At 48.8% G+C, this 24,281-nt stretch carries 20 protein-coding genes; 11 read left to right on the top strand and 9 right to left on the bottom strand.

The genetic code is table 11. From position 1 onward, the window contains the following. Positions 1-100: 100 nt before the first annotated feature. The 3 genes from PN498_RS22800 (at position 101) to PN498_RS22790 (ending at position 8,710) form a co-directional block, all read left to right on the top strand. A complete protein-coding gene (locus PN498_RS22800) occupies positions 101-5,143 on the top strand; it encodes a two-partner secretion domain-containing protein (protein ID WP_272065713.1) in 5,043 nt (1,680 codons plus the stop codon). 79 nt (positions 5,144-5,222) lie between these two features. Further along, positions 5,223-7,853, top strand: coding sequence for a CHAT domain-containing protein (locus tag PN498_RS22795; protein WP_272065712.1), 2,631 nt, complete (start codon positions 5,223-5,225; stop codon positions 7,851-7,853). 47 nt (positions 7,854-7,900) lie between these two features. Continuing rightward, positions 7,901-8,710, top strand: coding sequence for a DUF6816 family protein (locus tag PN498_RS22790; RefSeq protein ID WP_272065711.1), 810 nt, complete (start codon positions 7,901-7,903; stop codon positions 8,708-8,710). 276 nt (positions 8,711-8,986) lie between these two features. Here PN498_RS22790 and asnB read toward each other — a convergent pair whose 3' ends face one another. Next, entirely contained in the window at positions 8,987-11,011 is a 2,025-nt protein-coding gene (asnB, locus tag PN498_RS22785; protein WP_272065710.1) for an asparagine synthase (glutamine-hydrolyzing), read from the bottom strand. Between the two features lie 529 nt (positions 11,012-11,540). Between asnB and PN498_RS22780 the strand changes: the two genes are divergently transcribed. The 8 genes from PN498_RS22780 to PN498_RS22745 all read left to right on the top strand — a co-directional run bounded on the left by PN498_RS22780 (position 11,541) and on the right by PN498_RS22745 (position 19,230). Then, positions 11,541-12,257, top strand: a complete 717-nt coding sequence (locus PN498_RS22780; RefSeq protein ID WP_272065709.1) for a DUF1028 domain-containing protein — start codon at positions 11,541-11,543, stop codon at positions 12,255-12,257. Between the two features lie 376 nt (positions 12,258-12,633). Continuing rightward, positions 12,634-13,821, top strand: coding sequence for an FIST signal transduction protein (locus PN498_RS22775; RefSeq protein WP_272065708.1), 1,188 nt, complete (start codon positions 12,634-12,636; stop codon positions 13,819-13,821). A gap of 54 nt (positions 13,822-13,875) precedes the next feature. Next, positions 13,876-15,165, top strand: a complete 1,290-nt coding sequence (locus tag PN498_RS22770; RefSeq protein ID WP_272065707.1) for a GGDEF domain-containing protein — start codon at positions 13,876-13,878, stop codon at positions 15,163-15,165. A gap of 74 nt (positions 15,166-15,239) precedes the next feature. Further along, positions 15,240-15,749: a GNAT family N-acetyltransferase gene (locus PN498_RS22765; protein WP_272065706.1), complete on the top strand. Its 510-nt coding sequence runs from the start codon at positions 15,240-15,242 to the stop codon at positions 15,747-15,749. Positions 15,750-15,952: 203 nt separating this feature from the next. Further along, positions 15,953-16,837, top strand: coding sequence for an ACP S-malonyltransferase (gene fabD, locus PN498_RS22760; protein WP_272065705.1), 885 nt, complete (start codon positions 15,953-15,955; stop codon positions 16,835-16,837). A gap of 17 nt (positions 16,838-16,854) precedes the next feature. Next, complete coding sequence (locus tag PN498_RS22755; protein ID WP_272065704.1) at positions 16,855-17,496, top strand: lysophospholipid acyltransferase family protein; 642 nt, start codon at positions 16,855-16,857, stop codon at positions 17,494-17,496. Positions 17,497-17,840: 344 nt separating this feature from the next. After that, positions 17,841-18,149, top strand: a complete 309-nt coding sequence (locus PN498_RS22750) for a DUF2288 domain-containing protein (RefSeq protein WP_272065703.1) — start codon at positions 17,841-17,843, stop codon at positions 18,147-18,149. 94 nt (positions 18,150-18,243) lie between these two features. Then, positions 18,244-19,230 (top strand): homogentisate phytyltransferase, encoded by a 987-nt coding sequence (locus PN498_RS22745; RefSeq protein WP_272065702.1) that lies wholly within the window; start codon positions 18,244-18,246, stop codon positions 19,228-19,230. Positions 19,231-19,292: 62 nt separating this feature from the next. On the opposite strand, the gene PN498_RS22740 is transcribed toward PN498_RS22745, so the two are convergent. The 8 genes from PN498_RS22740 to PN498_RS22705 form a co-directional block, all read right to left on the bottom strand. Then, the gene (locus PN498_RS22740) at positions 19,293-19,955 is read right to left on the bottom strand and encodes a Na(+)/H(+) antiporter subunit B (RefSeq protein WP_272065701.1); all 663 of its coding nucleotides are present in this window, start codon (positions 19,953-19,955) and stop codon (positions 19,293-19,295) included. A gap of 2 nt (positions 19,956-19,957) precedes the next feature. Then, the gene (locus tag PN498_RS22735) at positions 19,958-20,587 is read right to left on the bottom strand and encodes a DUF4040 domain-containing protein (protein WP_272065700.1); all 630 of its coding nucleotides are present in this window, start codon (positions 20,585-20,587) and stop codon (positions 19,958-19,960) included. Further along, a complete protein-coding gene (locus PN498_RS22730) occupies positions 20,580-20,858 on the bottom strand; it encodes a monovalent cation/H(+) antiporter subunit G (protein WP_272065699.1) in 279 nt (92 codons plus the stop codon). Before PN498_RS22730 ends, PN498_RS22735 begins: the two co-directional genes overlap by 8 nt. Further along, entirely contained in the window at positions 20,855-21,106 is a 252-nt protein-coding gene (locus PN498_RS22725) for a hypothetical protein (RefSeq protein ID WP_272065698.1), read from the bottom strand. Before PN498_RS22725 ends, PN498_RS22730 begins: the two co-directional genes overlap by 4 nt. A gap of 85 nt (positions 21,107-21,191) precedes the next feature. After that, positions 21,192-21,608, bottom strand: a complete 417-nt coding sequence (locus PN498_RS22720) for a Na+/H+ antiporter subunit E (protein WP_272065697.1) — start codon at positions 21,606-21,608, stop codon at positions 21,192-21,194. Next, entirely contained in the window at positions 21,605-23,053 is a 1,449-nt protein-coding gene (locus PN498_RS22715; RefSeq protein WP_272065696.1) for a cation:proton antiporter, read from the bottom strand. Before PN498_RS22715 ends, PN498_RS22720 begins: the two co-directional genes overlap by 4 nt. Beyond that, positions 23,050-23,385, bottom strand: a complete 336-nt coding sequence (locus tag PN498_RS22710; protein WP_272065815.1) for a cation:proton antiporter subunit C — start codon at positions 23,383-23,385, stop codon at positions 23,050-23,052. Before PN498_RS22710 ends, PN498_RS22715 begins: the two co-directional genes overlap by 4 nt. A 498-nt stretch (positions 23,386-23,883) precedes the next feature. After that, positions 23,884-24,249 carry an EamA family transporter gene (locus tag PN498_RS22705; protein ID WP_272065695.1) on the bottom strand — a complete coding sequence of 122 codons (366 nt, stop codon included), beginning with the start codon at positions 24,247-24,249 and terminating at the stop codon, positions 23,884-23,886. Positions 24,250-24,281 lie beyond the last annotated feature (32 nt).

Raw genomic sequence — 24,281 nt, 5'->3', positions numbered from 1 at the left:
AAGGGAGTGCTAATATCCGCGTAGCATCAGGAAGGTTTGACTACAGATTCGCTTCAATATTCTCGAACTTTTTCGTGCCAATTCGATTCAGGTCTTTGTCATGGCTGTATTTAGAGCTACTAGGCGATCGCTCTTCTGGGTTTATCTAATCGGATTGTGGGCTGGCAGCTTTGCTGCCTCAGTCTCCGCCCAGGTGACGCCGGATGGAACTTTGGGGAATGAAGCGTCTCAGGTCAACCCCAATAGTCTCGTCAATGGCCTGCCTGCTGATGTAATTGAAGGCGGTGCCGTTCGGGGGGAAAACCTATTCCACAGTTTTAGCGAGTTCAATGTTGAGGAGTTACAGCGCCTCTATTTTGCCAATCCTATCGGCATTGAGAACATCCTCAGTCGCGTCACAGGGGGCGATGCGTCCAACATTCTGGGAACGCTGGGAGTTGATGGCGGGGCTAATCTTTATTTTCTGAATCCGAACGGCATCATTTTTGGTCCAAATGCTCAGCTAGATATTTCTGGGTCCTTCTTTGCCAGTACCGCCGATACGTTTGACTTTGGCAATGGCGATATCTACAGTGCACTCAATCCAGAGTTGCCGCCGTTGGTCGCTATCGACATCACCCCCGGTTTGCAATTTAGTCAGACTCAGCGGGCGATCGCCAACGAAGCGGTACTCACCGTTGGGCAAGATTTGACATTAGCGGGCGGCAACCTAGAGTTGTCGGGCCAGCTTCTTGCGGGAGAAAATCTGGCGCTGCAAGCTCAAGATACGGTGACTATTCGAGATGCAGCGGCTCAACCCTTCATGGCCACTGCAGGACAAGATCTGACGGTTCAGGGAAACCAGGGTGTTGATATTTTTGCTCTGAATCATCCTGCCAGTGGCCTGTTCTCCGGCAGCGAGATGATGTTGCGATCGCCCACTCCCGTCATTGGCGATGCCCGCTTCTACAGCAACGGTAATTTCACCATTGAACAGCTAGACGGTGGCTTAGGAAATCTCACTAGTCCGTCCGATCCAGTTATTCTTGCCAATGAAGATGTCTTCCTAGGCGGATATCAGGGAGCTTCTTTACACATTCTGGCGGGGGGCAGCGTCACCATTCGTGATTTTGTTTGGATACAAGCGGCTGATCCAGTTAACGGTCTTGTCGATGACACGCTTCAGCTACGCAATGGAGAAACGATTAATGGGCAAGTCGTTCCGACTCTAGATATTCGAGCAGGAATTGATTGGTCCGAACTGCCCAACAACACACAAGTTGGCAACTTCTTGCCCACGCCCCCTGATTTCAACGCAGTGGACGCTTCACCCAGTGCCAACATTGAAGTTGGTACCATTTTCTTTGCTGACGCTAATTCCTCTTTAGATCCGGCTCAGGGGCCTGCAATCCCAGTTCGGGGCGTCGTCTCGCTGACAAACCGCTATCAGCCCAATAATGCTCCAGCTAGTGAAGCCAACATAGATGTCAATGCTGTGCAAGCAGCCGTGCCGCTTCTGGCCGGTCGCTCTATTGTTAACGGCGATTTTACTGGCGGTGGATATATCGAAATCCAATCGCGAGGTGATATCACCATTGACGGCATCGTGAATGCTGATCCTCCTGCCTTTTTTGATGGCTTCAATAACCAAGTGTTTGGTAATGGAGGCGATATTGCTCTCGTTGCCGATGGCAATATCATCCTTAGTCAGGGGGCTTTACTTAACTCCAGAGGATTGCAGGGCGGCAATATTGACATCGAAAGCGGCAACACCTTTTCTGCGTCTGGTCCTAGTTCACTCCCAGGAGTGTTGTCTGGCATTCAAACGAGCAGTGTAGGGACAACGCCGGGGGTAGCAGGCGGCACCGTCAACATCATTGCCGACGCGATCGCCCTTTCTGGTCCCATGTTGATCACGACCGACACCGAAGGTGCAGTGGACGGGGGCACCATCGATATTCAAACTCAAAACCTACAGCTTAGTGGCGGTGCAGAAATTCTATCTAGAACCTTTGGTACTGGTCAGGCGGGAGACGTCTTTGTCCAACCTAGGGATTTGAATCAACCGTCTAGTATCACCTTGGATGGAGTCTCTCCTGACTTCGTGGGTTTTGATGAGTCCGGCAACCCGCTTCTAGGAGGATTCTCTAGTGGTTTGTTTTCGACCTCAGAACCACCAGCCACTGGTGATGGCGGACAGGTGACCATCCTTGACTTCGATGAAGTCAATATTCGAAATGGAGCTGTTATTAGCGCTAGAACTCGTACAAATGCCGATGGCGGAACCATTTTTATTGACAACGTTGGCACTCTAAACCTTGAAGGAGGCGGCCAGATTCTTACAACTGCTTTTGCCAATGGAGCAGCAGGAGACATCATTATTTCAGCCCGTGACCTTGTGACTATTGCTGGCTCTGATCCGAGCTATGAAATTAGGAGTAACAATCTTTTTAATACTCGATATGCAGAGTTTATCGCGGCCAATAGCAATACCATTCCAAGTCCAAGACTTGAATCGCAAGCTCGTTTATTTGCTATTGATGCCATTGAAGCAACGATTGACCCAACAAGTCAATTTAGCGGGCTGCAAGCTTCCAACAATCTAAACTTTATAGAAAACACCAATCCAGACGGTTCAATCAGTCTTGTTCCTGTTCTGGATGGCTTAGGGGCACCTGGCATCATTTCAGTCTCTTCTCCCACCATACTGTTGTCGGATGGCGCAACGTTAACAACGAGTACAGTCGGACAAAATGATGGCGGAATTATTGGACTACAAACTAATTTCCTATCCATTACTGGTGGAGCAAGTGCCCTATCTCAGAACTTTGGATCTGGAGAAGGCGGCAGTATTCTTGTCAGTCGCTTGGATGATAGTTTGCCTTCCTCCGTTTTTATCTCCGGTGTAGTTCCGTTATCGACTTCAACTGTGTCGGGTCGACCCGAAGGGGCTTATTCGAGCGGACTCGTTTCTTCTACTGAAAACCTGGATATTGCTCTGCTTGAAGATCCGCTGTTTGATCTCAGTTTTCTTCCAGCGACTACGGGCGCAGGAGGATTGATTTCTGTCGAAATGGATGATTTGACCATTGCCGATGGAGGTGTTCTGAGTGCTCGCAGCCGGAGTAACGGAGATTCACTCGGTATTTTGGTGAATGTGAACAGCTTAGATATGAGTAGTGGCGGCCAAATTCTGGCTCCCGCTTATAGAGAGGGCGAGGCTGGCGCTATTTTTGTTACCACTCAGAATGATATTTCGTTGTCGGGGTTTGATCCAGACTATGGAACCCGTTTTGAGACCTTCGAGAGCAACTATGTCGACTATCTAACCAACCTGTTTGTCAATTTCTACGGACTTCCCTTCGATGAAGCTAATGCGCTAGCGACAGATCGGGCGGTGATTGCTCGCCGGTTCACCATCGATCCCGTTAATTCTCGCACTGGGTTTCATGCTCAGGCTGGCTTTGACAGTTCTGGAAGTGGCATAATTTCTGTCACCAGTAATGGTTCTCTTTCATTAGAAGACTTTGCTAGCATCGACTCCAATAATTTTGGTCTTGGTGATTCTGCTGGCATATTTATCGATGTTGCTAACGAGGTTAGTCTCAACGGAAATGGCTTGATTAGTAGTGCCGTGCAGAATAACTCTAATCGCACTGTTCCTATTGCAGGCGGATCTGTGCTGATCGAAGCAGGATCTTTATCCGCAGACAACAATAGTGAGATTTCGGTCGCGACGTTTGGATTAGGAGATGCTGGACGTGTTGAGATTACAGCACCTGGTCCTGAAGGGGATACCGGGCCTAATGATGCTTTAGGAGACATTTCTCTGGCTGGAGGAAGTTCCATTCGAGCAGGTATAGAAAGTGGAGGGAACGGCAACGGAGGAGGCATCATTTTTGATGTCAGTCGTCTTTCCATGACTGAAGGGTCTCAGGCGATCGCTGGTGTATTCCGCCCCAGTGACTTAGACGGAGACGGTATTTTAGAACCAGGTGGTGTTGCTGGACCCGATGGTGCGGGAGACATTCTTATCTTTGCCTCAGAAGGCGTTGAGATTTCTGGACAAAGTTCTGCTGGTTTTTCGAGTGGCTTATTCGTTAGCACCGAAGCCAATGCCCAAGGCGAGGCGGGAAGCATCCTGATTTTAACTGATCTGCTTTCCATCACCGATAACGGACTAGTCACTGCGAGTACTGAGAATCGTAGTGATGCTGGCAGTATTAACTTGAATGTTCTGGATACTCTCCTGATCGCGAATGGAGGTCTAGTTTCAGTTGATGGCCCCATTGACGAAAATGGTCAGGTATTTGTCGATTTTCCAGGTGACCCTGGCAACATCAACATTGTGGCTGGCAATTTCGTCTTAGATGAGGGAGGCAAGATTCGGGCCAGAACAGCCTCGATTGAGGACACTGCCAATATCAACATTACGGCAGGGTCTTTGCTGCTCCGAGGCAGTCGCACGGAATTAGATCCTCTGGGGAGCTGTCCGACTTGCAACGAAATTTCGACTGAGGCCCTGGCCAATGATGCTACGGGCGGCAACATTATTTTGCAGCTGAATGGAATCAGTGCTGTACGAGATGAAAACAGTGACATTGTTGCCAATGCGGCAGGCAATGGCGGTGGTGGCAGAATTGACGTTATTTTGCCAACGGATGCGGACGGGCGCAGTCCGTTTAATTTAGAAGCGATGTTCCGCCTGCAAGAGGGGCGATCCATTGAAAGTGACCTGGATGCGAGTTCAGAACTGGGTGCGCCCGGAGAAGTGAATGTCGCTGAGAGCACACCTGTAGAACCTGTGGTTGTGCCTGATCAGGTTGATCCGTCTGATCTAGTCGATCGCCGCTGCGAACTGATTGCTTCGGGTAACCCCAGCGAATTTAGCGTCACCGGTCGCGGTGGTTTGCCGACTGATCCAGGTGCATTTCTGGAAGATAGCCCTCTCTTAGAAGATTTTGGACCTGACCCCATGCCCGTTGAGGACGATCGCAGCGATCAGTCCTTAGATGACGAAGCTCTGGCAGCAAATCCACCCGAATTGATTCAGGAACCCCAAAATTTCCGGGTTGCTGAAGACGGGTCAGTTTATCTTTATGCTGAAACGCCTACCAACGCAACGATGCCAGGGCAAGGAGTCATCAGCTGTCAGCCCAATTGAAGTGAGTTGACGATGGAGTAGCTGGATTGGTTTGCATGACTGAGATGCCCGTAATGTACAGGAAGACTAGAGACGACTGATGGTCAAGCCTCTGTATTGCTCAATTCAAATCCGATGGCGACGGAGCCTGTGGCGATGGCTGTTGATCGTTAGTCTGAGCGCGATTGCTGTGGTGGGTCTGCATCCTGTTCTTCACCCATCCAGTCCTGGCGTCACTGTCTATGCAGCGGATCCGCAATCTCTGATGCAGCAAGGGCGTGAACAATACGCCGCAGGACAATACACGGCGGCATTGGAACAGTGGCAGCAAGCTGCTCAAGGCTATGCTGCACAGGAAGCCGGTGCTAACGCTGCCAGCGCTCTCAGCAACCAAGCCTTGGCCCATTTAAAGTTGGGTCAATATGAGGCCGCGCAAACAACGATTGACACGGCTAAGGGATGGCTCAGTGGAGTTTCGGCAACGGACTATAACCGCCGAGTGTTAGCACAGGTGTTGAGTACTGAAGGCCAGTTATTCATGGCTCAGGGCGATGCCACTAGGGCGTTAGCGTCCTTCGCTCAGGCGATCAAGATTTATGAGGCGCTGGACGATGAGACCGGGCTGCTGCGAGCACAGTTGAATCAGGCACAAATTTTTAGAGTCCAGGGGCGAATTCCTGAAACGTTGCGATCGCTTGATGCCGTGTCTGCCCAACTTGACGAGCTTCCAGGTGAGTCATCCCTCAAAGCGACGGGATATCGGCAGTTGGGAATTGCCTTACAGCGATCAGGCGATATCAGCGGTGCTGATACTGTCTTGCGAAAAAGCCTAGAAGCCGCAGAGCAGCGGGGTGATGCGGCTGATATCAGTGCCGCTTGGCTCAGTTTGGGCAATCTAGCACCACCGACTGTTGCCTTAGATTACTATCGTCAGGCGGCGCAAGTTGCCCCAACAACGTTGTCCCGAATACAGGCCCAGGTGAATGCTCTCCACCTTCTGGTTGACCTAGGCTTTCTTTCAGAAGCTCGTCCTTTGCTCAGCGAGATCTTAGTGCAGCTCCCGGATCTGCCGCCTAGCCGCTCATCTTTGTTTGTTCGCATCAATGTAGTCAGCCAGGCACTAAAACCGGAAGCGTTCGAGGCGAGTCCACCGCTTTTATCGACGGAAGAGATAGCGCGCCTGCTGACAACAACGTTGGACGAGGCTCAAGCAATCGGCGATGCCCGAGCTGAAACCTATAGTTTGGGCTACTTAGGACGTTTATACGAAAACAATCAGCAGTGGGACGAGGCGATTGAATTGACTCGCAGAGCCAGTTTGGTGTCTCAATCAATTGATGCCAATGTGGCGACTTACCAATGGCAATGGCAGTTGGGCCGTATCTTTGAAGCACAGGGTGAAACGGAAGCGGCGATCGCGGCCTTTGAGCAAGCCCTCACCACACTACAGCGACTGCGGAGTGATTTAGTTGCGGCAGATCGAGATGCTCGGTTTTCTTTCCGCCAAGAAATTGAACCGGTGTATCGCGACTTAGTGAGCTTGTTGCTGAAAACTGATGCTGCTGATACCCCTCAAGAAAATATTTTCCAAGCGCGAGATGTCATTGAGTCGTTGCAGGTTGAAGAACTGGTCAACTTCTTCCGGGCTGACTGCGTGGTGACTCAGTCTCAGCAGATTGAGCAAATCGATACTGAATCTGCGATTATCTATCCCATCATCCTGGAAGACCGCGTTGAAGTGATCTTGGGCCTACCAGGACAACCTCTGTTGCATCAGCCCACTGATGTTCCCAGGAGTGTCGTTGAGAGCAGTTTGGATCAGCTGTTTACAGCGGTTTCTACCCCGAATTTCACGTTCCCTGAGGGAGGACGGGGCATTGGTGTGCGAGGTGGCAGCGCTGCTGATTACTTAACACTGTCTCAGCAAGTTTACGATTGGATCATTCGGCCTTTTGACAGTGACTTGCAGGCTAGTGGCATTGATACCCTTGTCTTTGTGCTAGACGGCAAGCTGCGCAATGTGCCCATGGCGGTTCTGCATGACGGTGATCAGTATTTGGTTGAAAAATACGCGATCGCCCTTACGCCGGGTCTACAGCTATTGGATCCCCACCCCTTAGCCGATCAAGGAGTTGAGGCGTTAGTGGGAGGGCTGAGCGAAAGCCGTGAGGATTTTGCTGCACTACCGTTTGTCGAAACCGAACTAGAAACGATCGAGGACGAGGTGCCCAGTCAGGTCTTGCTCAATGAGACGTTCGACACAGAAACGTTTGCCTCTCAGTTAACCGACACAGCGTTTCCGATCGTTCACCTAGCGACTCATGGTCAATTTGGAGCCACCTTAGAACAAACCTTCATTTTGACTTGGGACGGCAGAATTAACGCTAATCAGCTGAGTCAACTGTTGCAGAATAGTGAAATCGCTCGGGAAGGTGATGTCGAGTTGCTGATTCTCAGCGCTTGTGAAACGGCAACGGGTGACGATCAAGCTGCTCTTGGGCTGGCGGGCATTGCTGTGCGGTCTGGTGCCCGCAGCACGCTGGCAACGCTTTGGCAGGTCAGTGATTTGGGTACCTCCCTGTGGATGGGCGATTTCTATAGCCAGCTTGCTGACACCCAGCAAACCAAAGCTCAAATGATCAGAAATGCTCAACTCAATATGTTGGCAACTGAGGAATATCAGGATCCTTTCTATTGGGCACCGTTTGTATTAGTAGGCAACTGGCTTTGAGAAAACTACAAAACTCGATCTTCAATACTCGAAACCTACGGACTCCTATGTCACGACGCTTTACTCAACATCTGCGCCGCAATCTATTCTGGTTTGTTTTGATGACTTTGGTCTGGCTGCTCTGTAGTGGAGATGCCTATGGCGGACCTTTGAGCGATCGCCTAGCGACCTTCCCCAATTGGACCGATAAACCCCCAACCCAGCCCGCGAAAGGAGATTTAGTCTATCCAGACTGGATGGCGGGTACGTGGGAACTGACCAGCACGCTCGTTGATCTATCCGCTCCGTTGGCTCCAGAGTTACAAACGCCGGGGTTTGAGAGCAATCAATCGCTGCTCAACCAGCCAATTACCTGCGAAGTGCGGTTTGAACCCAGAATGACCTCGTTGACCAAAAGTTTCTTGCTGAAGCCACGCTTGGCTCAAGAGGAGATTGTGGCTGATCGCGCCTTCAATGGTCTAAGTTTGGCGCAAGCCTATCTGGGGGATCAGGCGGTCAAAACTGTTAAGGTTGATCCGAAGAATCCCAACCGCCAGGTAACGTTTTTGCGGGGCGATCGCCAGCTCGAATCGACCGTCATCAGCCGCGCAGTTGAAGTTCCTTCAGACGAAAGGTTCGTGACCACCGAAATCTTTCAGCAAGTGTTTCGCGGTACTGCTCAGCCTTACCTCAACGAAGTCGAAACAACGACTGCTTATCAAAAACGAGAGTCTGATCAATCGTTTTCGGTTACCGCTGATCAAGTGACTGCCATTTATCTAGCACCCCAGGATTCTGATTACTTCAAAGCCAGAAATCAACCAATCGCCCTGTATCGCTATCAGTTAGAACTCAGTCCAATTGCAACCCCAATTTGATCCAGGCAACGCTTGTGGTAATGACTTTGATGTTCAGATGTGCTGGATTGATAGCGACTTATAGCGGCATGCACTTGCATCAAGCACACCCCATTCCCTATTTCCTGCTCCCTCAGGACACTGAGATGGACTTGACCCAGCTGCAAGGGCCATACCTTGCTCCAGGGCGACGGTTAACCCGCACAACACCACACAACATAATCAAGCCGCTAATCAAATATTGGGGACAGACTATAGCAGAGCGACAGCCCCAGCGAAGCCCTACCCAGAGGGCTTTTATGTGGCGTCTCGCGCAGACCAGCCATACTTTCGGGCATCTTCCTGGGCCTGTTTAGCAACGTCTTTAGCAACAAAATGATCGTGTAGAATCTGGACGCTCAGCATGTGGTTAATGACGGCATCCAACTGCACCCGTTCTGCAACAGGAGTTTCATCACTCTCATGGCGATTCAGAATAGACTGCACGGCATCCATATCAAGCAGTCCCGCAGCTTGCAGCCGCTCTTGGGATAGATAATTGTCTGCCAGCGATCGCATCGCTTTCTGTTTCACAACGTCTGTATGAGAAGGCGGAGCCATAAACGCGAACTTCTGCCGCTGATAGAGGGTTTCGGGTAGCAAAGGACGCATGGTTTCCCGCAAGATGTATTTATCACGGCGCTCTCGCAGTCGCATGGACGGTGGCAGCTTCACCGCAAATTCCACCAGTGGATGATCGAGAAACGCAGGACGGGCTTCTAGGGAATTTGCCATATCGACGCGATCGCCAGCCCAACCGAGCACCTGAGATTCAAACTGGGTTTTGATCCAGACATATTGAGCTTTGTCGAGGGGATGACGGTCAACCAGTTGATCAGCATCCAAAGCAGCCGCGATCGCCGCACCGGGAGAATAGTCCTTCAACTGCTGCCGATGATGTGAGTTGAGGAGTCCCGGAACATGAGCTGCAGAAGAGAGCCAGGATTGCAGAGAACTGGGCGTAAATCCGACTAGTGCGGTCAAAGCAGGATCATCTAGGCGCTTCTCCGCCAGCAAATTACCTTTGAACAGGCGATTGCTTTCTGCTAGCCAGCCTTCGAGATCGGCCCGCTCTTGGGGTGAGGCATCTTCCATGCCATGCAGAATCATGTCCAAGCGGAGTTGAGGATAGCCTGCAAAAAGCTCGTCTGATCCTTCGCCCGTGATCACGACCTTATATCCCGCATCGCGGACATGGGCACTCATGAGCAGTTTAGCGACGGTGAAAGTATTGTAGATGCTGCGTTCTGTGTGCCAGAGGGTTCTCGCAAAGTGATCGTAGAGTTGAGTGCCGCTGACGGACAGAATGTCTTGGTCCGCCTTGACCGCTTCTGCCATTTCGCGAGCGATTGCTGTTTCGTCATAATCGCTGTCATCAAACCCGATGGTGAATGCTTTGACTGGAGATTGCTGACAGGCTGCGGCTACTCCCATGATGGAGCAGGAGTCGATGCCCCCAGATAGGTAACACGCGACTGGCACATCCGCCTCTAACCGGAGCTGAATCGCTTCCACAAAATGTGCTCGAAACTCTTCGATGTAGTCAGCTTCAGTGCGGTGAGAATCGCGCTCTCCTTTATGGGGAAAGTCTAAATCCCAATACTGATCTGTTTTGATCGTTAGCTCACCCTCGCGGCGCTGCACAACAACCTTCTGTCCCGGTGCTACAGCATAAATGCCTTCAAAGCAGGTCGTTCCAGGGACCATCGTCTGCATTAGCTGATGATATAAGCCCGCAGACGAAAACCGTGCTTTTACATCGGGGTGTGCCAGGAGCACCTTGATCTCAGAACCGAACACAAAGCCCGTCGCAGTCTGTGTCCAATAAAGCGGTTTGATGCCGAAGCGATCGCGCACTAAAGTCAGCCGATCTTGCTGTCGCTCGTACAGGGCAAATGCGAATTCTCCCCGCAAACAGGGCAATGCTTCATCTATCCCAAACCGTTCTGTTAGGTGAAGGACTAACTCAGTGTCACTTTTCGTTTGAAACTGGTAGCCTCGCGAGGCTAAATCGGCTCGCAATCGTTTGTAGTCGTAAAACTCACCGTTGTGGGCAATCAGATATTGACCGTCAGCGGACATGAAGGGTTGACGCCCCCGTTCTGGATTCAAATCAATGATGGATAAACGAGCGTGAGCAAAACCGATGCCGCGATCGTCCAAAATGCGGTAACCAAATCCATCAGGCCCTCGGTGATATTGAATTGCGGCCATGCCAACCAACACTTCAGGGCTGACGGGATGATTAGGGTCTGCATACATGACTCCGCCAATTCCGCACATGCCGCTTTATTCCCCACACTGTTTCAACCTAGGTCAGACTTACGCATCGCTCCCTTGCTATCCTCCACTTCTGGAGAATGTTGAATTCAGCTTCATCACATTTGGGAATCAAAAAGCCCCCAGCCGAATTCAACCGCGTAAGTTCCATTAGGGATGCATCCTAATACGGAAATTCGTCAACGTGAGCAGTTCTCTAGACAGATTTTTGAGCTAATCCGTCAGTTGCAAACGGTGCAAAACTGGTATGGGTCGAGTCTGATTGGCGATTACGGCCTGCTCTGAAGTTGTCAAAGCTCAATTCAGAATTGCCCCAGGATTCAGGAATGAGGGACAACAAAGGCCTGTACTCTACTCAGATTTGATAAAAGGTGATTTCCCCCGTTTTTGGGAATTGATAGATCAGTCCAATCCGAATGAAATGTCACCTCCCGTTGACTTGTGTGAAGGAATCGTAAGATTCGAGACAGACTTTTTTGAAAACACCCGTGATCATGATGATGCCAGCAGGTTTTTGAGGGACTGACTCGGTATGACATTCTCTATCGTTGCCTGGGACGCAAAAACAGGAATGACTGGTGTTGCTGTGGCAACCAAGCATCTTGCAGTCGGCGCGCTGGTTCCTCATGCTAGGGCTGGAGTAGGGGCGATCGCGACTCAAGCCCAGACCAATCCTCTCCTGGGTATCTGGGGATTGAGGCTATTGGAAAGCCGAAAAATGGCTCAGGAGACTCTTTCAAGAATTCCAGTGGGTGATGTGCTGGACGTTCTCCTTCAGAATGATGATGAGCGCGATCAGCGGCAACTGCATTTGGTGGATCACCTAGGCCACACAGCTGCATGGACTGGAAAAGACTGTGTCGATTGGGCGGGTCATTTCACGTTCAATCAGTTTTCGGTTGCTGGCAACATGTTGGTTGGAGAGCATGTCCTCCAAGCCATGGCTAATACGTTTCGAGATACGCTTGCCCTTAGCTTTCCAGAGCGATTGCTCTGTGCGTTGGAAGCTGGAGAAGCGGTTGGCGGCGACAAACGCGGTCGGCAATCCGCAGCGCTCTACGTTGTACAGAATGATTTTTATCCCTATTTGGATTTGCGGGTAGATAACGACGCTGACCCTATTCAAGCACTGCGAACGGTCTTTGCAGAGGCTCATAAGGATTACTATCAATCCTTTCGCAAAGCGATGCCAACCCACAATCAACTTTCCCTCAAGATTGAGCCAATTTGGTTGAGGAAAGTCGTTTGACTGAGTCCCAAGTTGTCACCTCCTTTTCCCAATACCTATTGGATTCGGTATGAAAGTGATTTTGGGGGTGCGTAGGTCCTAGAGGCGCGGTTGGAGTTTTGATTCTGACGATGGATCTCCGACTTGCCATTTTGCAACTGGGATAGCGCGATCGCATAGCCTCATTAGTCCCATTGGGACAAAACGGCGAGCCGTCTGGCTATGCCTTCAGAACTCGGATGCTATTAGGTGGACAAGCCAAGATAGCCAAAGCTATATGAAATGATGGATCTCTTAATAGATGGCTGCTTAGGCAAGCTCTTATACAGATGTCTATAGACCCAGATGCTGGAGTTGGGAACTCTGATAACGAACCTGATTTGAGGGATAAGGCATCATGGGCACTCGCTCCGGAGTTGGCATCAGCCACCATCGTAATCCTAAGAAAGCAGGGCAAGAGGCGTCTGAGCAGGCTCTCCAACAAGCGGGTATCGATTCTCCCGATTTTGTTTTAGTTTTCTCTTCAGTGGGCTATCATCAGAAACTCTTGTTGAGTACTGTGCGGAATCTTACCCAGAAGGCCCCTTTAATTGGCTGTTCAGGTGAGGGTGTAGTCGTGCAAGGCGAGGCTGATGAGTCGAACTTTTCAGTCGCTGTTATGGTGCTTCAGTCGGACGAAATACGGTTTGAGCACGGTGGTAGAGCCGGATTGACTCAAGATGTTCTCGAAACAGGGCATGAAGTTGGAAAAGCACTGGCAGATAAGTATACCGAGGATGCGATCGCAACACTATTGTTTGCAGATGGCATCTCTTGTAATTTCGACAAATTAATGCTCGGCTTAGAAAGTCAATTTCCGCAAGCAACTGAGATACCTATTGTGGGCGGTTTGGCTGCCGATAACTACTCTATGAAGACGACCTATCAGTATATTGACGATACTATTCTGACGGATGGCGTGGTCTGGGCAACTCTGGCAGGAAAAGCGAAATTCACTCTAGCAATCAACCACGGTTGTGTTCCTTTGGGGAGTAAGTATACGGTCACAAAAGCGCAGCATAACGAGATTTTTGAACTTGATCATCGGCCTGTTTTGGAGGTTTTGAAGCCTTATCTCCTAGACAAAGAGATGGAAAATTGGGAGCTTGCATTTATAAATTTATGCCTGGGCATCAAGACTTCGACAATTCTTCAGGATTATGATGATTTCTTGGTTCGAGGCATTGTGTCAAGAGATATCGCTGCTGGATCGGTTAAGATTCCTTCAGAAATTGCTGAGGGAACCGAAATCTGGATTGTACGTCGAGATGAAGAGAAGATTGCAGCAGGACTCAATAAGATTGCCCAAGAAACTCATGATCAACTGGGTGGCAACATTCCAAAATTCATATTTCATTTGGAATGTGCAGGTCGAGGAGATGTCGTTCTACGAAGCGATCGCAAACGCGCCTTAATGAATAAATTGCAGGCGTCAATTGGTTCAGATATTCCTTGGATTGGTGTCTATCCCTATGGGGAAATAGGACCGTTACAAGGCAGAAATTGTTTTCACAACTATACCTCTATTATCACATCTGTTTATTAAGGGGCAAAGCTACCACATTATTGTTGTGCTTTTGAAATTTTCTGCGACAAGAGAATGCCCTATTCACAAAAGTCATTTCAGACCAGGGAGGAACAGTTTCGACATCTGCGCCAAGAAAATGATGTCTTGATAGAGCAGGTCATGAGGCTAACTGAGGAAGTCAAAAGGCTAACTCGTACGGAAAGTAAACTTTATCAAATGCAGAAAAGGTTAGATAGGCAGATCTATAGCTATCAGTCTATTAATGAATTTTGTAAAAAGCTGAATCAGGCCATTGCTTTGTCTGATGTATTTGATGCAATTAAGGAGTTCATTCTCTACGAAGTTAATCTTGAAAGATGTCTGATTTTTCTAAGAGATAGGCAAGAAGATATTTTTCCTGTACAGGCGCTAGATGGGTATTACGATGAAGAAGCCAGTCAGCAATTTGAAAATCTAAAACTTATGAAATCGGATCTGCATTTAGAAACGTTGCTTTCTAAGGCAGAATATGTAATCTGTTCGGAGCAGTGTGAAGAAACTCTAATATGCCATTTTAGAGATTTATTTGGCATGCAAGAATACGTTCTATTTGCCATTGGCGAAGATAAACGCGAACCCATTGGTTTGCTAGTGGCCGGGAATACTCAAGAAATGGCAAATTATCAAACTCGCGTGACGGCTGATGGCGATTTTTTGCTTTATCTCAGCAATTTAGCCTATCAGGTCTCCACGGCTATCAAGAAGACACTGTTTTATGAGGAATTGCAGAAACAAAAAGAGGATTTGAAGAAGGCAATTTTGGAGCTTAATCTCAAGAAAACCAGATTAGAAGTAACACTTCAGGATCTGGATGAAGCTCGTTCTATGGCAAACCATGATTCACTTACAGGATTATTTAATAGAACGTACTTTAATGCTCAGCTTCCTCAAGAATTTAATCAAGCAAAGCTAGGGGGATATCCAATATCTGTCGTGTTGATGGATATTGATTTCTTTAAGTCAATTAACGATAACTTTGGACATCCTGTGGGCGATCTTGTCTTAAAGAAGGTGGGTGAAATTCTCAAGCAGCATACTGAGACTGACGGCATTGCCTTTCGATACGGCGGAGAAGAGTTTGTCCTCGTTTTCTCCGGTGTCGCCCCAGAAGTTGCTTATGATCGGGCCGAGAGCATTCGTCAATGCTTTCAGGATCAGTCCTTTCGAGTGAATCGCCATGATGTGTCTACAACGTTGTCCGCAGGAATTGCCTATGGCCCTGTAGGGTATGACCGTTATGAAAAATTAGTCAGCCAGGCGGATGAAGCGCTTTACAGAGCAAAATCACTGGGGCGGAATCGGATTGAGACGTTTGTCATATAGCAATTGATATTATGCTGTAGCAGAATCTTGAGCCAAAAGTTTCGTAATAGCAACTAGTGATTGTTTAAAGAGTGATGCCGTATCATCCGGTTCAATTACGCCCGACTGCATCTGAAGATTTAGAGTTTGTATTAGAAGCTGAGAACGCTGCTGAAAACGCCTGCTTCATTCGGCAGTGGTCCCGCGATCGCCATCTTCAGGCCTGTCAGCATCCTGATGAGCGTCACTGGGTTGTGGTCGATATCGTGACTCAGAAACGTGTTGGCTATGTCATTATGCAGGGCGTCCAGGATGTTGACCAGTGTTTATTACTGAAGCGGATTGTCATCACTGAGAAAGGCAAGGGGTATGGGCGGTCTGTGCTGAGGCAAGTTCTGGAAAAAGCTTTTTTGGACTTTAATGGGCATCGCATCTGGTTGGACGTGATGGAGCGTAACGAACGGGCGCGATCGCTATACCGCAACCTCGGTTTTGTGGAGGAGGGCCGCTTGCGAGACGCAGTTAAAACGTCTGACGGATTTACTGCTATGTGGCTGATGTCAATGCTGCGCTCAGAATTCATCGATTTATATGGCAGTGAATAGCTGGGTCAATTTCAGTGCTGGTCAGATTGTCCAGAGGCTTCATGTTTCAAGCCTGATCAGGACAATTGATGGTTTTTAATCAAAATTGAGGGATTGAGAGCGCTAAGAATAGGATGCTGATGCGAATTTAATTTTGAGAAAAGTCCCTTGGCTCAGTAGAGTGTAGAGTGGATTTTGCTTAAGACCATCAACAGTAAGTAATCATGGTGAAAACAGCCTGGGTATTTCCCGGACAGGGATCTCAATCAGTCGGCATGGGGATAGATCTCATGGACCTCCCCTTAGCAAAAGAGCGATTGGCGATCGCTGATGACGTCTTAGGCTGGTCCGTTAGTGGTGTTTGCCAAAGTGAAGATAACAAGGTTTCGAACACGCTTTACACTCAGCCTTGTTTGTATGTTGTTGAAAGCGTATTGATTGATTTACTGAAAGAGCGTGGACAAACTCCCGATCTCGTTGCTGGACACAGTTTGGGCGAATACTGCGCCTTGTATGCTGCTGAAGCCTTCGACTTTACCGCTGGCTTGCGGCTTGTGAAGTTACGAGCCGAGCTGATGTCCCAAACTTCGGAAGGCATTATGGCTGCAATTATTGGCTTTGATCGAGAAGCTTTAGAAACCAAAATTGCTGAAACAGAGGGTGTTGTTTTGGCGAACGATAACAATCCGTCTCAAGTGGTGATTTCAGGAACACCTGAGGCGGTTGATGCGGTTTTAACGACAGTTAAAAGCAAGCGAGCGGTCAAGCTGAAGGTAAGTGGTGCTTTTCATTCCCCGATCATGGGGCCTGCCGCCCGAGAGTTTCAGGAGGTGCTGGATGCAGTTGAGTTTCAGCCTGTTGTGGTGCCTGTCTTATCTAACGTTGACCCAACACCGATGATGGATTCTGCGATGCTGAAAGAAAGACTGTCGCGCCAAATGACGGGATCGGTTCGCTGGCGCGAAATCTCTCTGGCACTCCCGGAGCAGGGGATTGAACGTGTTATCGAAGTGGGTCCAGGCAATGTCTTGACTGGCCTCATGAAGCGCACAGTGAAAACGTTGACGCTGGTAAATGTGGGCACCCTCAATCAGCTTCAGACGCTGTAACGATCAGGGGGACGACCATGGCTAGTCGCGATCGCGAACCCTTCGCTAGTTTACTTCTGTACCATCTGTTCAAATGGTCAGTCGTCAGTCCTATGTACCGCGTTTATTTTCGGGGACGAGTCGATGGAGCACATCATGTTCCCCAGCGAGGACCGGTGATTGTAGTTGCCAACCATGGTAGCGACTTCGACCCACCAATTCTCTCTAGCTGCGTACAGCGTCCTGTGTCTTATATGGCAAAAGAAGAGTTGTTTCAGGTCCCTGTCTTGGCTCCTGCGATTCGACTGTACGGGGCTTACCCCGTTAAACGAGGCAGTGCTGATCGCAGTGCTATTCGAGAAGCCCTCAAGCAACTTGATCAGGGTTGGGCGGTTGGCGTTTTTTTGGAAGGCACCCGAACTGACAATGGCCGTATCCCTAGCCCTAAGTTGGGGGCTGCTTTAATTGCGGCCAAGGCACAAGTCCCGCTGCTACCTGTCAGCCTATGGGGGACGCATCGTATCTTGCCGAAAGGGGGCAAATGGCCACGAACCATTCCTTTGACCGTAAGAATCAGCTCGCCCGTTCCCCCTCCGGCGAGTACGAACAAGGAACTGCTTTGGGAAACGACCCGCCGCTGTACAGACACCATTCATCAGCTTCACAATCTAGGCCGATAGCGCCTGGGAAAACTGGTTTTAGGCTATGCGGCGTTGAGTGGTTGAGCTTGTACTCCGTAGCATCCAGGGGCCTAGCCTATAGCTAGATGGTACGCCGTCTTGTTCTAGCCGAACTGGCGACGGCTGATTCGCTTTCAAGACAGCACGCTAAGCGGGTTACAATAGGCCTCTGTTGGCAAAAATGCTAAAACTGTGGCTTTAACCATCTAGTTTGGTGTACTCAATAGCATTCGGGTGCTTAGCGCATTGCCAAATGGCACGCCGTCTTGTTTTAACGGAACTGGCGCCGGCCATAAATCTTGAGGTCTTGTCCACCAACGACCTTTCACTCATTCCAAGAGGCTATGACGCAACAACTTAGACAGGAACTTGAAGCATTGGTTGGTCCGGCTGCATGGCACAACCTGTTGCCTCACGCCGCCCGCGATAGCCTCGTTGTGGTTAATTCAGATCTCGATATTGTTGAAGTCGGCGTTGCGGTGGTTACAGACAACGTAAATTTTGTTCAGCGGTGGATTAGCGAAGCATTGATTGCTAAGCCGACTGTGGAACAGTTGGAAGATTGGGAACGCGATCGCGGGCGCGAATTTCAAGCTCTGATCGTGCAGCCCTATGTGCTAATTCAGGACATAACAGTCGATAATTCGGCATGAAACTTGTGAATTGGGGCGTTTTCTCTCTACGATCCATTCTCAGCTCGATAAGCTATAAAGCGTTCACTCTTGTGTGTTGTTCTGTGGTCCAAGCGTGTCTTCAAAGCCTCCCACCGTTCAAATTAGCCTATTCCAAACTCCTGTCCCCTGGTTGACGGCTTTTTGGAAGTTTTCGCGTCCTCATACGATTATTGGCACCAGCCTGAGCGTCATTGGTGTTTTTGTCATTGCGTGGACGGTTGTTCAAACAGGAACGACAACTCCTCCGCTAAATCCGTTTTCCCTACTGTTGCCTTTAGTGGCTTGTCTAGCAGGTAATGTTTATATCGTTGGTCTCAACCAGATTGAGGACGTTGAGATTGACCGCATCAACAAACCTAGTCTGCCAATTGCCTCAGGAGAGTTTTCTCGCCGTGATGCCTGGAGTATTGTCACCTTCGCAGGCTGCCTGAGCATTGTCCTAGCTGCCTTCGGGGGATGGTTTTTGCTGGCAACCGTTTTGTCTAGTTTGACGATTGGCACGGCCTATTCGTTGCCACCTGTTCGACTCAAACGATTTCCTTTCTGGGCCTCTACCTGCATTCTGACTGTGCGGGGCATCATTGTGAATTTAGGATTATTCCTACATTACAGCCGTCAGCTAGGTTTACCATTAGAGATTCCAGGACGGATGTGGGCACTGGCTCTGTTTGTTCTTGTCTTTAGTATCGTGATTGCGATTTTCAAGGACATTCCCGATATTGAGGGCGATCGCCGTTTCAACATCTCAACCTTTACCGTACGTCTAGGGCAAGCTCGCGTCTATCAGGCAGCCCGTCTCATTTTGACGGCTTGTTATATCGGCATGATGGCGATCGCTCCTTTGATTGCAGGGGTGAACTGGATATTTGTCTGGGTCACTCATGCTGGTTTGCTAGCGCTCTTTTGGTGGCGGAGTTACCGGGTCGTGATGCCGAATAGCAACCTTCTGGAGAAGCCAATCACCGGTAAATCTATCTCATTCAGTGACTTTTATCAGTTCATTTGGCAGCTCTTTTTCTTGGAGTATTTTCTTTACCCCATTGCGTGTCTCTTAGGTTAATCAATCAAGCAATAGAACACGCCAATCAAGAGCTTAAAGCGTTGGATGAAGGCAAATCGTTACTACAACAAGCCCCGATAGCGAATGAAAACCAGGATGGCTGCCCACGCGCCGAGAGCCACTTTGATGGCGACGAGAATGTTCAGCAAAGGAATCCAACCGCCACTGACGAGACTACCCAACTCGCCATGAGGCAGCTGTAGACCAATCAGGGATAATACAGCAATAACAATGAAAATGAGAACCGACACCTTTTCTAGGGTTGCAGCTCGCCAACGTTTATAAATCGCTTCCATCCAGCGTGAAGACGATGTAATGGCAACCAAGCCGATCGCAGTCCCCCCTGCAACACCTGCCGCAAATCCCCCACCGGGACTCAAATGCCCTCGAATCGCTAGCTCAATACTAATGAGTGCGGCAATAGTAGCTCCCAAGCGGGCCAGCACGATTGAGGGATCGTCCGTAAATTGGTAAATCGTGCATGAAGGCTGCTCATCGGCTAGCAGGAACCGTACGCCCATAATGGCGATAGTGAATACGACTACTTCAAAAATGGTGTCATACAAGCGATTTCGGAAAATAATGCCTGACACCGCATTGGCTACACCACTGTCTTCAACCACTAGCTCGACCATCGACAGTTCAGCCGCGTCCACTGATGGGTTAGGAAACACCAGCATTTTGAGATAGAGGGCAATCACCGCTACAACGTAAATCCACTTCATAACTAGCCCTCCAATCGACCACGTAATAAAACATCTTCAGGCTGTCTGATAGGGAAAGACTCCGGTAGTGTTTGGCAATATTCCACCGTAGCGACAGTATCGGGCAGGCCAGCGTCCAGAATGCTGTGAACTCGCGGAACTCTGACTGTCAGATGGTAAAGCGGTGAGCTGGCTGCTGAGTGCAGACCTGAGACAGATGCAGGGTTATCATCATTGGGTGCAATCACGCCGTGTAATTCTTTGGCTCGCAAAGAGGCTTGTAGAGCCTGAGAACTAGGATATGTCAGGACTTCTAACCGCATGTGATGCTGCTTCAGCGTTTTTCGAAGACTGGGCAATAGGGTCTGAGACAGCGAAGACGGTCCTTCAGCCGTCATTTCCAAAACGCCTAGCCGTAAGCTCATGGACGATCGCACTGCAATGGCATACAGCGTAATTGAGAGCATCGTTCCCACTAAGGCTTCAGTCAAAGCCACGTCTGCTGCGCCGAACAGGGCATACACCAGTGCAGCAACTGCCCCCAAAATGCCGCGAATAACGAGAGCGTGGTAGGGATTGACTTGAGTGACCAACATACCTGCTGTCAAAGGTAAAAGGGCGGCGATCGCCACCATGTAGAGTTCCTCAGACATCTTCCCTCCCTGAACTTGAACAGTAGGCCAACACGTATCCCAAAACCGTATTCCAAATTGCTAGCGAAATGAGTGCGAGTATCAACAGCGGCCACTCACTAGGAATTTTCAAAAGTAGCCCCATTACAATACTCATAGAACCCAGCGTATCTGCGACAGAAAGGCTGTGCAATTTGAACAGGACAGAACGATGACCTAGCAATGGAAACGTTCCCCAAAACCAGAAGACAATTCCTAGTACGATTAGACAGTAACTAAAGGCATTAATCATAATTCGTTTATCCGCCTAAGCACATGGGCTAACAACATTAGAGCTGCGTTACCAACACTTAAAATCAAAACACCAACTAGCCCAATCATCCAATCATCTCGCATAACCGACACTACCAAGATCATGATGGATGTCTTAGTTGCAATACTGGCAAAAGCCAGCATCTTTTGCCAAATGTCTTCGTCTTGCCAAGCTTCATAGATAGGGATGAGCAAAGCTAAAATCATTGCAATTAGAATACCGTTCATTCTTTTTGGGAGACTAAATTTGACAATTCTCAAGCAGCTTTTCAGACGATTCAGGCATGGAATATAAACTCAGTAATTGATCAAATCACTTACTAGCTTGCTCACCCAGCGTTTTACTTTTGCGACTTCTGCGAATGCGATGCACTTCATACCAGCCATCTTCGTGATATTTCAAAACAATTGTTTTAGGTGTAAACGTAATCAAGAAAATGTCTAAAAAGATAAGACCAGGGGTTCTTTTGGGTTTGACGCGCTCCATCACTTTATCTTCTTCGGAATGCGGACGAAAAATAATCTCAATTGCTTCCATATACGCTACAGGAATCGCAATTAAGATTTCCCAAAAGACTCGAATCCAGTCCTTTAGCAGGGCCGTCATCGTATGGTTTCTAGGTAAAAGAAAGGCAACGCAAATGCCGATTATAATATTGGCTGGGCTGAGATCAGAGGTCAGCAAAAACCAGATAATAAGCCGCAATACAAGATCAAGGTATCCAATCATACGACTACCATCCCAAAAAGTAGCATTAGCATTAAACTCATGATCCCAATTAGGTTTTCAAACCGCTCAACACCCTGAGGTAGCTTGAGTGTAAAGCGGCGAAATATCAACCAATAGGTCGTCCATCCAGTACCGACAATGGCCAGGGCTATGAGCACTTTATTAACGGTGTATAGCTCAAAGCTTTGTCCATTAGCCAGGACTAATCCACTCAACAACAGGCCGATCGCTAGCCAGAAGCCTGATTTGATTTTCTTGTAGCTAGCTGCTGATGCAGTCTGCTTTTCAACGGGCAAAAAGATGAATTTGGCGAATGCGATCGCAGTGCCGACTGCAATCAGATTCATAACAGTAGCGTGCCAATACTCCAGGTTTTGAGTCGTTAGTGCCTTGGCTTCAAAACCTGCTAAGAGCGGAAGACCGGAGATAGAAAGACTAGCAATCACAATTGCTAGCCAAATTCCTCTGGGCAACGGCGATCGCTTGAGGGTCTGAAAATCCCGGCTTGGCAAATTCCCTGCAATTAGAAAGAGAGAAGCCTTGGCAAGACCATGGGTCAGAGCATAGAAGCCGGCTGCTGCTGGGGCTGCCAGTACAAAGCCTATTTGCGAGATGGTGCTAGACGCCAACATGCGCTTGGTATCTTTTTCAAGAATCGCATAGCTGACACCTAACAGCGCTGTGCCGATACTGAAAACCTGCAAAATCGGAGCAATATCTTCTGCGATCAGCGCAAATCGCACGAGTGGAAAAACTCCTGTCTTGACTACCACGCCTGACAGCAAAGCGGAGACCGGGGTCTCTGATTCTGAATGGGTCAACGGCAGCCACAAACCCGAGGCAAAAATTCCACCCTTCGTTAGGAGCCCTAAGACAATGAGGGCGATCGCATCAGTTGGGGCATTCTCCAGACCATTGAAGGAAAACGATTGATTGGTTTGATATACCAGCACCGCCCCCATCAAATAAAACAGCATGGCAGTGTTGCTGATGAACAAGTAGCGCAGCCCCACCCAAATAGAGCGATCCGTCCGAGGGTAGGCAATCAGCAGAAAGGCAGCAATTCCAATGACCTCTAATGCTACGTACAGACTCATCAAGTCAGCACAGATAAAAACAGCATTGACGCTGCCGTGCAGAATGATAGTTTGTGTATAAAAGAATTTCGACTTGCCCTGTTGCCAGCAGTAGAGTACAACCGCTGTGGTTACGAGGGCATTCGTCAGAATGAAGAAGCCGCTGAGGGAATCAACCACTAGCGTAACGCCGAAATTGTCCAACAGTTCCAGCGTTAGGGTATTAGGATCGACAATGCGAGACAGTCCATAGGCAATAGAAATAGAGGTAATGCTGAGAGCAAGGGTGCGGGTCAAATGGGGCAATAAGTAACCGCTGAATCCGACAAACAGCGGCAGAGCAATCCAAAGAATGGTCAAAGTGTTCATGGTGTATTGCTCTTCTCGATTTCGTTACTTTCCAGCGTTGGGTTGTCTCTTGCGAGCTTCATCACGCCGACCAGCATGAGCGCCTGAATGGAGAAGCCAATGACAATTGCGGTTAGAATAACGGCTTGGGGAACCGGGTCAGCGTAATCAACCGTTCTTTCGTTTGCCAAGATGGGCGTGAAAAGACCTTTCCGTGCCGCCACGAGGACGTAAAGAGCAATCACCCCAGTGCTCATCACATCCATCGACAGAATCTTCATCATTAGGTTGCGTTTCAAAATGATGCCAAGAAATCCGCATAGGACCGTGGCAAACACACAAGCTTCTAAGATGGATATCGACGTCCAATTTGTACCCATGAACGATCGCGCGATCGTTTCCAAAATCAGGCTTTCACTAAAATCTGTGAGTCTAAGCAAACATCTCACCGCAGTCATAGGCAAACGCAACTCATAGACTTAATACTATCAGGAATAGAAAATTCATTAACTAAAGTCTAATCTATAGCGTTCTTATCATCAGCCCCATGCCGGTGAATATTTGTTGATAGACCTGAGAAGAGATACAAATCAATAGGGTGAAGACTGCTAACAGCATATTGTGGTAACCGAGCACCAAAGTCCCCATATTCCCCAAAACCTAGGAATTGAAGGGGAAAATGCAGGATATTGAGGCAAATGCAAGATGTCAGCACCACAAGTTGCGCGCCTTGGCAAAAACGTCACTGCGCGGCTAAACACTCGGATGCTATTGGGTGCACAAGCCAAATGGCTAAAGCTATATCTAGGACACCAACCTGGATGGTCAAAGCCGTGCCTTAAAGCTGAGGATTATGGTGACGCCAAGAGAGCAACACCTAGCACGATAAAAACAAGACCTAAATATTTCAAAATTGAAAGGCTTTCGCCCAGCACAAAATAACTCAGTAAAACCGTGAATACATAAACTAGGGAACCTGCAGGCGCTGCGATGCTCAGTTTAACTCTTGTGAGTAGGAAGATATAAATAACTGCTCCGAAAGCGTACAATCCTAGACCTGCTAGCAGTTCAGGAATGACAATAATTCTCAGAATTCGTATCAGTGGGCTTGCGCTATCAATGAGCACTATTTTAAGTGCGCCCAACTTCAAGAGTAGCTGCCCAGAAGCATTGGTTAAGACAGCAATCAATAAAAGAGTGAGTTCTCGAAGATCCATGGAAGTACTTGAAATTTGGTAAGACTATCTCG

This window comes from Oscillatoria sp. CS-180 (genome assembly GCF_028330965.1).
Lineage (GTDB): Bacteria > Cyanobacteriota > Cyanobacteriia > Phormidesmidales > Phormidesmidaceae > Halomicronema.
This window is presented reverse-complemented; position numbering and strand designations above follow the sequence as displayed.

Excerpts from the sequence above, each read along its gene's own strand:
- PN498_RS22800 (WP_272065713.1), top strand. The coding sequence starts at position 101 with ATGGCTGTATTTAGAGCTACTAGGCGATCGCTCTTCTGGGTTTATCTA.
- PN498_RS22795 (WP_272065712.1), top strand. The coding sequence starts at position 5,223 with ATGGTCAAGCCTCTGTATTGCTCAATTCAAATCCGATGGCGACGGAGC.
- PN498_RS22790 (WP_272065711.1), top strand. The coding sequence starts at position 7,901 with ATGTCACGACGCTTTACTCAACATCTGCGCCGCAATCTATTCTGGTTT.
- asnB (WP_272065710.1), bottom strand. The coding sequence starts at position 11,011 with ATGTGCGGAATTGGCGGAGTCATGTATGCAGACCCTAATCATCCCGTC.
- PN498_RS22780 (WP_272065709.1), top strand. The coding sequence starts at position 11,541 with ATGACATTCTCTATCGTTGCCTGGGACGCAAAAACAGGAATGACTGGT.
- PN498_RS22775 (WP_272065708.1), top strand. The coding sequence starts at position 12,634 with ATGGGCACTCGCTCCGGAGTTGGCATCAGCCACCATCGTAATCCTAAG.
- PN498_RS22770 (WP_272065707.1), top strand. The coding sequence starts at position 13,876 with ATGCCCTATTCACAAAAGTCATTTCAGACCAGGGAGGAACAGTTTCGA.
- PN498_RS22765 (WP_272065706.1), top strand. The coding sequence starts at position 15,240 with ATGCCGTATCATCCGGTTCAATTACGCCCGACTGCATCTGAAGATTTA.
- fabD (WP_272065705.1), top strand. The coding sequence starts at position 15,953 with ATGGTGAAAACAGCCTGGGTATTTCCCGGACAGGGATCTCAATCAGTC.
- PN498_RS22755 (WP_272065704.1), top strand. The coding sequence starts at position 16,855 with ATGGCTAGTCGCGATCGCGAACCCTTCGCTAGTTTACTTCTGTACCAT.
- PN498_RS22750 (WP_272065703.1), top strand. The coding sequence starts at position 17,841 with ATGACGCAACAACTTAGACAGGAACTTGAAGCATTGGTTGGTCCGGCT.
- PN498_RS22740 (WP_272065701.1), bottom strand. The coding sequence starts at position 19,955 with ATGAAGTGGATTTACGTTGTAGCGGTGATTGCCCTCTATCTCAAAATG.
- PN498_RS22735 (WP_272065700.1), bottom strand. The coding sequence starts at position 20,587 with ATGTCTGAGGAACTCTACATGGTGGCGATCGCCGCCCTTTTACCTTTG.
- PN498_RS22730 (WP_272065699.1), bottom strand. The coding sequence starts at position 20,858 with ATGATTAATGCCTTTAGTTACTGTCTAATCGTACTAGGAATTGTCTTC.
- PN498_RS22725 (WP_272065698.1), bottom strand. The coding sequence starts at position 21,106 with ATGAACGGTATTCTAATTGCAATGATTTTAGCTTTGCTCATCCCTATC.
- PN498_RS22720 (WP_272065697.1), bottom strand. The coding sequence starts at position 21,608 with ATGATTGGATACCTTGATCTTGTATTGCGGCTTATTATCTGGTTTTTG.
- PN498_RS22715 (WP_272065696.1), bottom strand. The coding sequence starts at position 23,053 with ATGAACACTTTGACCATTCTTTGGATTGCTCTGCCGCTGTTTGTCGGA.
- PN498_RS22705 (WP_272065695.1), bottom strand. The coding sequence starts at position 24,249 with ATGGATCTTCGAGAACTCACTCTTTTATTGATTGCTGTCTTAACCAAT.